12 protein-coding genes are annotated in these 11,148 nt (G+C 63.1%); 3 read left to right on the top strand and 9 right to left on the bottom strand.

The features are described from left to right. The 3 genes from SM765_RS20870 to SM765_RS20860 form a co-directional block, all read right to left on the bottom strand. Window positions 1–188: sugar phosphate nucleotidyltransferase (locus SM765_RS20870; protein WP_368981837.1), on the bottom strand; the 188-nt coding region annotated here is incomplete at its 3' end. Between the two features lie 100 nt (window positions 189–288). Continuing rightward, window positions 289–900, bottom strand: coding sequence for a sugar transferase (locus tag SM765_RS20865; protein ID WP_368981836.1), 612 nt, complete (start codon window positions 898–900; stop codon window positions 289–291). A 3-nt stretch (window positions 901–903) separates the two neighbouring features. Continuing rightward, window positions 904–1,806: an NAD-dependent epimerase/dehydratase family protein gene (locus SM765_RS20860; protein ID WP_368981834.1), complete on the bottom strand. Its 903-nt coding sequence runs from the start codon at window positions 1,804–1,806 to the stop codon at window positions 904–906. 111 nt (window positions 1,807–1,917) lie between these two features. On the opposite strand from SM765_RS20860, the gene SM765_RS20855 reads away from it, so the two are divergent. After that, window positions 1,918–3,033 (top strand): polysaccharide biosynthesis/export family protein, encoded by a 1,116-nt coding sequence (locus tag SM765_RS20855; protein ID WP_368981833.1) that lies wholly within the window; start codon window positions 1,918–1,920, stop codon window positions 3,031–3,033. 6 nt (window positions 3,034–3,039) lie between these two features. Here SM765_RS20855 and rfbA read toward each other — a convergent pair whose 3' ends face one another. The 4 genes from rfbA to rfbC all read right to left on the bottom strand — a co-directional run bounded on the left by rfbA (window position 3,040) and on the right by rfbC (window position 6,489). Then, the gene (gene rfbA / locus SM765_RS20850) at window positions 3,040–3,924 is read right to left on the bottom strand and encodes a glucose-1-phosphate thymidylyltransferase RfbA (RefSeq protein WP_368981832.1); all 885 of its coding nucleotides are present in this window, start codon (window positions 3,922–3,924) and stop codon (window positions 3,040–3,042) included. Continuing rightward, window positions 3,921–4,769 carry a dTDP-4-dehydrorhamnose reductase gene (rfbD, locus tag SM765_RS20845; protein WP_368981831.1) on the bottom strand — a complete coding sequence of 283 codons (849 nt, stop codon included), beginning with the start codon at window positions 4,767–4,769 and terminating at the stop codon, window positions 3,921–3,923. The genes rfbA and rfbD overlap by 4 nt, the downstream gene beginning before the upstream one ends. Window positions 4,770–4,878: 109 nt before the next feature. Continuing rightward, entirely contained in the window at window positions 4,879–5,931 is a 1,053-nt protein-coding gene (gene rfbB / locus SM765_RS20840; protein ID WP_368981830.1) for a dTDP-glucose 4,6-dehydratase, read from the bottom strand. Window positions 5,932–5,934: 3 nt separating this feature from the next. After that, a complete protein-coding gene (gene rfbC / locus SM765_RS20835) occupies window positions 5,935–6,489 on the bottom strand; it encodes a dTDP-4-dehydrorhamnose 3,5-epimerase (protein ID WP_368981839.1) in 555 nt (184 codons plus the stop codon). Window positions 6,490–6,783: 294 nt separating this feature from the next. On the opposite strand from rfbC, the gene SM765_RS20830 reads away from it, so the two are divergent. After that, window positions 6,784–8,031 carry a glycosyltransferase family 4 protein gene (locus SM765_RS20830; protein ID WP_368981829.1) on the top strand — a complete coding sequence of 416 codons (1,248 nt, stop codon included), beginning with the start codon at window positions 6,784–6,786 and terminating at the stop codon, window positions 8,029–8,031. Between the two features lie 113 nt (window positions 8,032–8,144). Here SM765_RS20830 and SM765_RS20825 read toward each other — a convergent pair whose 3' ends face one another. Next, a complete protein-coding gene (locus tag SM765_RS20825; protein WP_368981828.1) occupies window positions 8,145–9,158 on the bottom strand; it encodes a replication initiator protein A in 1,014 nt (337 codons plus the stop codon). 192 nt (window positions 9,159–9,350) lie between these two features. Then, a complete protein-coding gene (locus SM765_RS20820; RefSeq protein WP_368981827.1) occupies window positions 9,351–9,632 on the bottom strand; it encodes a hypothetical protein in 282 nt (93 codons plus the stop codon). 63 nt (window positions 9,633–9,695) lie between these two features. On the opposite strand from SM765_RS20820, the gene SM765_RS20815 reads away from it, so the two are divergent. After that, the gene (locus tag SM765_RS20815) at window positions 9,696–11,111 is read left to right on the top strand and encodes an AAA family ATPase (RefSeq protein WP_368981826.1); all 1,416 of its coding nucleotides are present in this window, start codon (window positions 9,696–9,698) and stop codon (window positions 11,109–11,111) included. Window positions 11,112–11,148 lie beyond the last annotated feature (37 nt).

The raw sequence follows: 11,148 nt of genomic DNA, 5'->3' as shown, positions 1-11,148 counted from the left end.
CCCTTGCCACGCGAGGTCACGAAGATGAATTCCTTGATCCCCGCCTCGCGAGCCTCGTCGATGGCATATTGCACCAGAGGGCGATCCACCAGCGTCATGATTTCCTTGGGCACCGATTTGGTCGCAGGCAAAAACCGTGTGCCCAGACCCGCCACAGGGAAAATCGCCTTCGTCACTTTTTTTCGCATCAAGAATTTTTCCCGTTATTGTAAACAATGCACGTTTTCACAAAAACATGAGCGAACCACAATGGCGACCTTTCTAAGGCTGGTCGGCGCATCATCTGCCCTAACCGCGGCGGAAGATATTGCCGATGGTCTGGAACACCAGGTCGAAATCATAGCACATGTTGCGGTGGCGCTGATAAATCAGATCGAGCCGCGCCTTGGCGGGCACGCAGGTGCGGGAATAGACCGCATCGGTTTCCTCGGGGCTGTTGCAGCGTTCCAGCAGCGCCGCCTCGTGCTTGTGATAAGTGATCGACGCAAGCCCGGTAACACCGGGACGGCTTTTCAGCACCTTTTCATAGACTTCGGGATGGGCCTCCACATATTGGCGCAGCGGCGGGCGCGGCCCGACAAAGCTGAGATCGCCCTTGAGGATGTTCCAGAGCTGGGGAAATTCATCCAGCCGCTTGCGCCGCAGCCAGGCGCCGGTGCGGGTGATGCGCGCAGCCTTGTCGCCGCCGGAGACGCCCGCGTCCTCGGCCACCACGGTCATGGTGCGGAGCTTCCAGAGATCAAAGGGCTGGTCCGGCGTTTTCATCCGCTCTGCCACATAAAACAGCGGTCGCCCTTCCTTCAGCAGCAGCCAGAGCAGCAGCAACAGCAGAATCGGCCCCAGAATCACGATCAGCAGCGTGGCAAAGAAAAGATCGAAAAGGCGTTTGTCCCAGGTCATGTCTCAGCTTTCGTCCCTCAGCGCGGCCCATTCGGCCACCAGCTGCGCCGGATCGGCAGGGGGCAGCGGCACATCCGGCGGCAGCAACCCGGCCAGCCGGGTCACCTCCAGCGCAACCTCGGGGATGGCGCTATCGGGCGCCGGGCGCAAGCTGAAATCCAGCCTTGCCGCGCGCAGCAGATCGCCCATGGCAACTGGGCTGGGCTGAGCCACGTTCACCACCTCAGGCAGACCCCGGTGCTGCACCAGCGCCGCCAGCAACTGCGCCAGCATCCGCACCCCGATATAGCTGCGCCGGGGCGTCGTGCCATCGGCGAAACGGTCCAGCTGAAACCCGGGGCGCCAGCCGCCGAGAATGGCATCGAGCCCCGCGATATTGCCGATCCTGAGGGCGGTGACCGCAACCCCGACCTCTGCCCCCAGCCTGAGGGCCTGCGCCTCCATCTCGGCCTTGGCGGCGCCATAGGGGGTGGCCGGATGCAGTGGCGCCTCTTCGGGCAAGGTTCCAGGCTGATTGCCGTAGACCGCCGCCGAAGAGGCCAGCAACACCCGCGTCTTTCTGTCACTGACCCGGGTACTTGCCTGCGCCGCCCTGATAGAAGCTTCGGCAAGGCGGGCATTGTCATCGAGATCGCCGCCGTGGCCCGGGGTGACGCCAGCGAGGCAGAGGATCGTATCGACGCCCTCGGCGGCCCGCACCAGAGTCGCGGGATCTTCCAGCGGCGCAAGGATATGCCAGGCGTCATCTATGGCAGGATTGGCCGGGGAACGGCGCGCCTGCCAGCGCAGATCGCGGCCCGGCAGCAAAGCCGGCCAGTCCCGGCGCAACACCCCGCCGATCCGCCCTGCGGCGCCGAGCACCAGAATGGCCAGGGCGGCGGGATCCGCCCCCGATTCTGCCTCCATAGGTGTTGACGCTTGTTGTTGACGCATGGCACAGGCCCAGTATCTTGCTCGAATAATAACCACAGGTCCGAAACCGGATCAGAAATCAAGCCGTTTCCGGACAGGGACCTCATGCGCTCTTTCATTTCACTGCTCGCCGCCGTCAGCCTCGTTTTTTTGTCGGCGGCCTGTGGCCGCCTGCCAAGCGGCGCCCCCGTCAGCGAGGAAATCCTGGCCCAGTCCAGTGAACCGGATGCCGATTTTGCGCTTTATCAGGTCACTCGCGCCTTCCTGCCGACGGTGGGGCAATGGCCGGAAACCGGCCAGAAAGAGCTTTTGGGCTGGATCCGGGCCAGCCAGGGCGCCAAGACCCAGATCATTCAGTCCGGCGATACGCTGACGCTCCGAATCTGGGACAGCAGCGACAATTCCCTGCTGACCTCGCACGAGCAGAAGATGGTGCAGCTGCAGGACGTGCGGGTGGCCTCGAACGGCTCAGTCTTTATGCCCTATGTGGGCAATGTGAACGTGCTGGGGCTGACCCCGGATCTGGCGCGGGAAAAACTGCAGGAAGAGCTGGAAGCCATCGTGCCTTCGGCGCAGCTGCAGCTGGACATGGCCGAAGGGCGCGGCAACTCGGTCGATCTGGTCTCCGGCGTTGCCCGGCCTGGCACCTACCCGATGCCGGACCGCAACTATACGGTGATGGGGCTGATCTCGGCCGGGGGCGGTATTTCCTCCAACCTCAACAACCCGCAGATCCGCCTGGTGCGGGGCAGCAATATCTACGGCACCTCGGTGCAGAACCTGCTGAACAATCCGCGCCTTGATACGCTCCTGCGCGGCGGTGACCGGGTCTTCGTGGAAGAGGACGAACGCTATTTCCTGTCCTTCGGCGCCACCGGCACCGAGGATCTGCATATCTTCACCAAGGACGAGATGTCGGCGATGGACGCGATCTCGGTCTCGGGGGGCTTTCAGGACAGCAAGGCCGATCCCGAAGGGCTGCTGGTCCTGCGTGAATACCCAGCCTCGGCGGTGGCGCCCGGTCAGCGCGGCCCGCGCCACAACCGCGTGGTCTTCACCCTGGATCTGACCACCGCGGACGGGCTGTTTTCCGCCCGTAAGTTCGAGATCAACCCCGGCGATCTGGTCATCGCCACCGAATCCCCGATCAACGATGCGCTGACCGTCTCCAATCTCATCGGCAACTTCTTCGGCGTCTTCAGCCGGGCCGGCGTGCTGTAACGCGCGTCAGTCCAGCAGCCGCTCCAGGTAAGTGCCGTAGTCGTTCTTCTTGAACAGATCGGCGCGGGCCTGCAGCTGCTGGTCGTCAATCCAGCCCTGCTCATAGGCGATTTCCTCAAGGCAGCCGGTCTGCAGCCCCTGGCGTTTGGTCAGGGTGCGCACGAAATTGCCCGCATCCAGAAGCGAGCCATGGGTGCCGGTATCAAGCCAGGCATAGCCGCGGCCCATGGTTTCCACCCGCAGGCTGCCTTCGTCCAGATACATCTGCAGAAGGTCGGTGATCTCCAATTCGCCGCGCGGCGAAGGCTGGACCTGTCGCGCGCGGGTGGGCGCAGAGCCATCAAGGAAATAAAGCCCGGTTACCGCATAATTCGACGGTGGCACCTCGGGCTTTTCGATAATCTCCCGGGCGGTGCCCTGGTCATCGAAATCCACCACGCCATAGCGTTCGGGGTCTGCCACGTGATAGCCAAAGACGGTGCCGCCGCTGGCCTGTTCATCTGCTGCCGCCAGCAGGCTCGGCAGACCATGGCCGAAGAAAATATTGTCGCCCAGCACCAGCGCCGAGGGCGCGCCATCAAGGAAATCCTCGGCCAGGATATAGGCCTGCGCCAGACCATCGGGCGACGGCTGCACCACATAGGTCAGCGAAACACCCCATTGGCTGCCGTCACCAAGGGTGCGCTGGAACTGCTCCTGATCCTGCGGCGTGGTGATGATGCAGATCTCGCGGATGCCTGCCAGCAGCAGCACCGACAGCGGGTAATAGATCATCGGCTTGTCGTAGATCGGCAAAAGCTGTTTCGATACCCCCATGGTGATCGGATACAGCCGGGTGCCCGAGCCCCCCGCCAGAATGATGCCCTTGCGCGTGGTGCTGCGTGCCGTCATGCACTCTCCCCCAGATCTTTCAGAATATCATCAAGGCCCGCCCGCCAGTCGGGGCGGGTGATGCCAAAAACAGTCTCTAACAAGGCGCAATCGAGCCTAGAGTTCAACGGCCGCCTTGCCGGAGTCGGATACTCGCTGGAGGGGATATCCACCACTTCGCACGAAAGGCCCGCGCGGGCAAAGATCTCGCGGGCGAACCCGGCCCAGCTGGTGTCCGGTGTACCTGCAAAATGATAGGTGCCGCTCTTGCCCGGATCCTCGGCCAGTTGCCCGGCGATCGTCATGCAGGCCGCCGCGATGGCGCGCGCCGGGGTCGGGGCGCCGATCTGATCCGCCACGATGGTCAGGCGGTCGCGTTCCTTGCCAAGGCGCAGCATGGTCTTGATGAAATTGTTGCCATGGGCCGAGACCACCCAGGAGGTGCGCAGGATGGCATATGTGCCTCCCGCCGCGCGTACCGCTTCTTCGCCGACCAGTTTGCTGCGACCATAGGCGCCAAGGGGACCGGTCGTATCCTCGGGGCTCCAGGGGATATCGCCGCTGCCGTCAAAGACGTAATCGGTGGAAACGGTGACAAAGGGAATCCCCAGATCAGCGCAGGCGCGGGCCATGGCGGCGGGGGCAACGCCGTTGATCACCGTGGCCAGCTCTTCTTCCCCTTCGGCGCGATCGACGGCGGTATAGGCGGCGGCATTGATCACCACCGCAGGCGCCCGGGCGCGGAGGACCTCCCCGCAGGCATCGGGATCGGAGAGATCCGCCTGATCCCGCCCCAGACAGGTGACGCCGTCAAAGGCCGCCAGTTCGCGGGCCAGCTGGCCGGTTTCTCCGAAGACAAGGATCATGTCCTCTTCCCCCAAACCAAGGGCAGCGCCCGCACCGGGGTGGGCGTGAAACGCCCGCCCATGGGGGCGGGGCGGGCGTTGCCCGGTCTGCTATACGCACCCCGGGCCATCATTCGCCAGTCCCCAGCCGCTGGCCAACGCCGTGACGGTCCTGCAGAGCGCGCCACCAGGCCTCGTTATCCAGATACCATTGCACGGTCTTTGCCAGACCTTCCTCCACCGTCACCGAGGGGCGCCAGCCCAGCTCGTCCCGGATACGGGAAGGATCGATGGCATAGCGCGCGTCATGACCCGGTCGGTCGGTAACAAAGGTGATCTGATCGGCATAGGACTTACCATCACCGCGCGGATGTTTCTCATCAAGGATCGCGCAAAGCGTCTGCACCAGTTCCAGATTGCTACGCTCATTCTCGCCGCCGATATTATAAGACCGCCCCAGCGCGCCCTTCTGCAACACCAGCAACAGCGCATCAGCGTGATCTTCCACGTAAAGCCAGTCGCGGATGTTGGAGCCATCGCCATAGATCGTCAGGGCTTTTCCGGCCAGCGCGTTGAGGATCACCACCGGGATGAGTTTCTCCGGGAAATGATAGGGGCCGTAGTTGTTGGAACAATTGGTCAGCACCACCGGCAGCCCGTAGGTCTCGGACCAGGCGCGGACCAGATGGTCAGAGCTGGCCTTGGACGCCGAATAGGGCGAGCGCGGATCATAGGCGGTGTCTTCGGTGAACATCACCTCGGGGTCATTGGGCAGCGAGCCATAGACCTCATCGGTAGAGATGTGATGGAAGCGGAAGCCCTCGGGGCGGTCATTTTCGATCCAGTATTTGCGCGCTGCCTCCAGCATGTTGAAGGTGCCGGTGATATTGGTCTCGATGAAATCGCCCGGCCCGTCGATCGAGCGGTCCACATGGCTTTCGGCGGCCAGATGCATCACCGCATCGGGCTCATGCGCGGCAAAGACCCGGTCGAGCGCGGCGCGGTCGCGGATGTCGGCATGTTCAAAAGCGTAATCCGGGCTCTCTGCCACCCCGGCCACATTCTCAAGACAGGCGGCATAGGTCAGCGCATCAAGGTTCACCACCTGATGGCCCCGGGCAATCGCCAGGCGCACCACGGCAGAGCCGATAAATCCGGCGCCGCCGGTCACGAGTATCTTCATGGGTTATCCTTCCCAGACAAACGGGCTGTCGAAATCTGCCAGCGCGCCGGCGGCGGCGTCCTTATCCGACAGGACCGGCGTGCCCTTAAAGCCCCAGTCGATACCGCAGCTGTCCCAGGCCACGGCGCCATCACACTCGGGCGCGTAGTAATCCGTGCATTTGTAGATGATCTCGGTCTCGGGCACCCGGGTGATGAAGCCGTGCAGGAAGCCCTTGGGCACCAGGAGCTGCTTGCCGTTTTCCGCGCTCAACTCGATCCCGAACCATTTGCCATAGCTGGGCGAGCCCTTGCGGATATCCACCGCCACATCAAAAAGCGCCCCGCGCCCACAGCGCACCAGCTTGTCCTGGGCATGGGGCGGCGCCTGGAAATGCAGCCCCCGCAGGGTGCCCACCTGCGCGGACAGCGAATGATTATCCTGCACGAAATCGAAATCCAGCCCGTGGTCTGCCATCCGCTGCCGGTTCCAGCTTTCGCTGAAAAAGCCGCGGGCATCCCCGAACCGCTGCGGTGTCAGGACCTTCAGTCCCGGCATGCCTGTCTCTTCGATCTGCATCCTGTCCGTCCCGATCTGGATGATCTTTTCCTGCCGCAGTCCTAGCCGCTCCGGCGCCCCCGCGCCAGTCATCAGGCCAGTGATCAAGCCAGCCTTCAGCTCTGCCTCCGCAACCGCAGCGCGGAGGGCCTGCCCCTTCTGCTCTGTAAAACCGGCAACCCCATGACCAGCCCATGACCACCTCATGACACGGAGACGACAGAACCGGGGCGCTCAGCCGCAATCCGGTTGCGCCAGCCGCCCCCGCAGGGCAAGCATGCAAAAAACATTCCTAAGACGGTGTCAAAATCGCCCATGAAATTTCTCTTTGTCCATCAGAACATGCCCGGCCAGTACCGGGAATTGATCACCTGGCTGGCAGCGCAGCCCGAGGGTCACGAGATCTATTTCCTGACCCAGCGCAGTGACATCCAGCTGCCCGGCGTCACCACGGTGACCTACAAGGCGCATCATCAGCCCGCCAAGGACGCCTATGGGCTGTCCAAGGACTGGGAGGCCGCCGCCGGCACCGGTATCGGCGCAGCACTGGCGGCGCGGCAGTTGAAAGACGCCCGCGGCTGGAGCCCCGATATCATCATCGGTCACACCGGCTGGGGTGAGCTGACCTTCCTGAAAGAGGTCTGGCCCGAGGTGCCGATGATCGGCTTCTTCGAATATTTCTACCGCACTTCCGGCGGGCTGGTGGGGTTCGACCCGGAAAATCCCCCCAACGACCAGGCCGGCTTTTTTGCCCAGGCCCGCAACACGGTGCCCTATACCAATATCCACACCGTCGATCTCGGCCATACCCCCACCTACTGGCAGCGCGACCGCTTCCCCAAAAGCTTCCATGACCGCATGTACGTCTGCCACGACGGCATCCGCACCGACCGGCTGCACCCCGACCCCGAGGCCTCGATTTCGCTGGGGCGGCTGGATCGCCCGCTAACCCGGGACGACGAGGTGATCACCTATGTCGCCCGCAACATGGAGCGCGCCCGCGGTTTTCACATCATGATGCGCGCCCTACCGAAGATCCTGAAGGAGCGCCCCAACGCCCGCGTCCTGATGATCGGCGGCAATGAGACCTCCTATGGCGCCGAAAGCAAACACCCGGAGGGCCTGCGCGGTGAGATGGAGGATGAGCTGCAAGGCCAAATCGACTGGAGCCGGGTGCATTTCCTCGGCCGCGTCCCCTATGATGCCCTCTGCGACATCATCCGTATCAGCCGCTGCCATATCTATCTTACCATGCCCTTCGTGCTCAGCTGGTCGCTGCTGGAGGCGATGTCGATGCAGGCCACGGTGGTGGCCGCCGATGTGGCGCCGGTGCGCGAGGCCGTCACCCATGGGGAAACCGGCATGCTGGTGGATTTCTTCGACCCCGATGCGCTGGCGGCGCAGGTGGTGGATGTGGTGGCCAACCCAGGATCTTATGCCCATCTTGGCCCCAATGCCCGCGCCCATGTGGTGGAGACCTACGATTTCCTGACCCGCTGCCTGCCGGAACATATCGCGCAGATCAACGCGCTGGTGCCTGAAGAAAAGCGGATCCGGATCTGAGCAAATGTTTCGCGCGCGAAACATTTGAAGGTATCTGCCATGACAAATGACGGGACTAGCCCTCTCTTCTGAGGGCTGGTTTAGAGACGACTTTAAGCTCTTTAGAGACTGTTTCAGGCCTCTCGGGCGCGTTTTTTCACCCAGCCGAGGAAAGCCCCATCCGCCTGGCGCAGGCGCGGGCTGCCCGAACGTTGCCACATGGCGCGCCACTCGGCCTCCAGCGCATAGACATCGGCGCCGGGCATCAGGCTGCGGGCGCGCTCCAGCGTCTCCGGCTTCAGCACCGGCGCGGCGCCCATCCCCATACCGGACGCCGGGGCGACCACCGCGTGTTTCTGGCTGAACCGGATCAGATCGCCCGGCAGCTCTTCCATCGCGTAATCCGGCAAAGGCTGCGCCGCGATCATGTCGCGGATCATCTTGCGGAACACCCGGCGCGGGCTGGCCGATCCGGATTTCTTCAGCAAGGTGTCTACCGAGATGGTCCAGCCTTCCTGACGGCCGCAATGCTTGCGGGTCAGCTCGTAGATGCGCCGCTCCAGCGGTTTGCGCAGGCGGAAGTAATCGCGGCTGAGGGTCAGCACCGATTTCGACAGCACCGCCCGAAACAGCCATTCGCTGAGGGTGACGGCAACGTTGACCATGCGCCCGCCCCGGGCCTTGCGCACGATCTCCCAGCTTTCGATCAGGCCAAAACCCGAGGTGACCTCTTGGCCGCCGGTAACGATATTGGTGGTGATGCGGGTGCCCGCCAGCCGTTCAAAGGATTCGCGCAGCCGCCGGTAGGCATCGCCCGAGGTCTCCCGGTTGGTCGCCACCAGCAGATCATGCGCCTTCAGATGCAATGTGCGGCTGACCTGCCGCCCGGCGTTCAGCGCCGCCATCAGCTGGCTGATGCAGAAGATCAGGATGTCCTTGTCGTGGATCGTCGCCAGCCCCTTGACGCTGGGGGTCACGGTGATCTCGGCGCCGTTGTGTTCATAGTTGAGAATGCGCCGGTCCGGCCGGGTGCCCAGCGAGAACAGCGGATGCTCCATCGAGGCGAGGTCGTTCTTGGGGATCGCATCGAAAATATCGCAGAGGAAGAACGCCCCCTGCTCCGATATCTGCGCCACGGGAGCCTGCATACCCGTTCCGCCTGCTGTGCCCGCAGCTGCCATGATCCCTGCCCTGTCGCTCTGCCTGGCCCCCCGGTTTTCAGGGCGATCATTGCGCCCTCCGGGGTGACTCGTTTTTCGTGGTTTTGATTACGCCCACCCTAAAGTTATCCACATGCCGCCGCAACGGGGTTCCGGAATCGGAACATCGGGGGTTCGGAGTCATATGAACGGGGTTTCAGAGTCACTGCTTCCAGAAAAACACGCCCAATCGCCAATGAAAAAAGGGCTTTGCAGCACCGGGCTTCTTCCCGTAACTATTATATAACTCATAAATAACAGGGCAGAAAAATTTTCAGCCTGGCCCAACGCCTCCAAAACCACGGCTTTCCCCCGCTGCAACAGACGGATTTGCTTAGAAAAAGCAAAAGAGGTGCGCATATTTCTTCCATGTGCGCTGTTTTCTGCTATCTTGCCAAAAAGAGCGCACATCAGGCGTTTCACCCAAGAGGGCTGTACTCTTTCCAGAAGGGCGCAGCGCAGCAGCAAAGAAACCGGCAGCAATCCATGGCACGAGATATCCACAGGAAAGAAACCGGGCGAAAAGACAGCGCCCTGCCCCCCTATTTCAACATTGATCCCGACGCGGCCCTGGCCGAGCTGGAGGCGCCCACCAGCACGGCAGGCTTTGCCGGAATCGCCGAAGGCTGCGCCCGGGGCCGGGCCGATCTGGCCAGCCGGGGATTGGATGAGGAAGGGCGCAAAACCCTGCGCCTGTTCTCCACCTGGGAAATCACCCGCTACCTGATCCCCGTCGCCCAGGCCCATTTTCGCCGGGTGCTGAAGGCCAACCCGGAGCTGCCGCAGGGGCGCTCGGAAACCGAGGGCGGCGCCAAGTGGTTCACCCTCGACGAGGTGCTGGTCCTGCGGGCGCATTTCGCGGCGCAAGGATCCAAGGCCAAGGATTACATCCCCTACCGCCCCAAGGGCCTGCCAGCCAAGATGGTCGCCGTGGCCAACTTCAAGGGCGGCGTCGGCAAGACCTCCACCGCGGCGCATCTGGCGATGTCGGCGGCGCTGGATGGCTACAAGGTGCTGGTCATTGATCTCGATAGCCAGGGCTCGATGACCTCGATCTTTGGCGGCCGGGTCGAGGATGAATGGCAGACCGCCTTTCCGCTCTTGGCGCGCCATTATGGAGAGCACCTGCGCAGCGAGAACCAGCGGCGTCTGGACCGGGGCGAGGCGCCCCAGCCGATGGACGATGCGCTGACCGCGGCGATGGACATGACGGCAGCGGATGTGATCCAGAGCACCCACTGGCCCAATATCGATCTCATCGGCGCCCAGCTGAACCTCTACTGGGCCGAATTCCAGATCCCGGTCTGGCGCATGGCGGCGCGCTCCTGGAAGCTGTGGGACGCGCTCACCGACCGGCTGGAGGCCGACGGGGTGCTGGACCAGTACGATGTGATCTTCATCGATACGCCCCCCGCTCTTGGCTATCTCACCATCAACGGGCTGTCGGCTGCCGATATCCTGCTGGTGCCCATGGGTGCGTCCTTCCTCGAATTCGACTCGACGGGGCGGTTCTTTGACATGCTGCATTCCACCTTTGCCAGTATCGAGGAGGGCGAGAACCTCGCCGCCCGCGCCCTGGGTCGGCCCGAGATGGGCTTTGAATGGGATGCGGTGCGCGCTGTCATCACCCGCTACGACAGCGCCCAGCAGGGCGAGCTGGCCGGGCTGATGCAGGCCTATATGGGGCCGGTGCTTTCTCCGCATAAACAGGATTACACCGCGCTGATCGGTCAGGCCGGCGAACAGGTCTCTGGCATCTACGAGGCCGATTACCGCGACTTCAACCGCGAGACCTATGCGCGCGGTCGCGAAACATTTGACGAAACCTACGCCGCCTTCAAACGGCTGCTGATCGGCTGCTGGCGCCGCGCCGAAGTGCAGATGCAGAGCGCGGCCGAGTAAGGCCCCGGCAGGGATGATTGCGCAGACTGCGCGCCCA

Origin of the sequence: Pseudophaeobacter sp. 1A09344 (genome assembly GCF_041008745.1) — a bacterium.
Classification (GTDB): Bacteria; Pseudomonadota; Alphaproteobacteria; order Rhodobacterales; family Rhodobacteraceae; genus Phycobacter; species Phycobacter gallaeciensis_A.
This window is presented reverse-complemented; position numbering and strand designations above follow the sequence as displayed.

Bases quoted from the DNA above. Each gene is read 5' to 3' on its own strand.
- rfbB (WP_368981830.1), bottom strand. From the start codon at position 5,931: ATGAAGATACTCGTGACCGGCGGCGCCGGATTTATCGGCTCTGCCGTG.
- SM765_RS20860 (WP_368981834.1), bottom strand. From the start codon at position 1,806: ATGGAGGCAGAATCGGGGGCGGATCCCGCCGCCCTGGCCATTCTGGTG.
- rfbA (WP_368981832.1), bottom strand. From the start codon at position 3,924: ATGACGGCACGCAGCACCACGCGCAAGGGCATCATTCTGGCGGGGGGC.
- SM765_RS20825 (WP_368981828.1), bottom strand. From the start codon at position 9,158: ATGCAGGCTCCCGTGGCGCAGATATCGGAGCAGGGGGCGTTCTTCCTC.
- rfbD (WP_368981831.1), bottom strand. From the start codon at position 4,769: ATGATCCTTGTCTTCGGAGAAACCGGCCAGCTGGCCCGCGAACTGGCG.
- SM765_RS20815 (WP_368981826.1), top strand. From the start codon at position 9,696: ATGGCACGAGATATCCACAGGAAAGAAACCGGGCGAAAAGACAGCGCC.
- rfbC (WP_368981839.1), bottom strand. From the start codon at position 6,489: ATGCAGATCGAAGAGACAGGCATGCCGGGACTGAAGGTCCTGACACCG.
- SM765_RS20830 (WP_368981829.1), top strand. From the start codon at position 6,784: ATGAAATTTCTCTTTGTCCATCAGAACATGCCCGGCCAGTACCGGGAA.
- SM765_RS20855 (WP_368981833.1), top strand. From the start codon at position 1,918: ATGCGCTCTTTCATTTCACTGCTCGCCGCCGTCAGCCTCGTTTTTTTG.
- SM765_RS20865 (WP_368981836.1), bottom strand. From the start codon at position 900: ATGACCTGGGACAAACGCCTTTTCGATCTTTTCTTTGCCACGCTGCTG.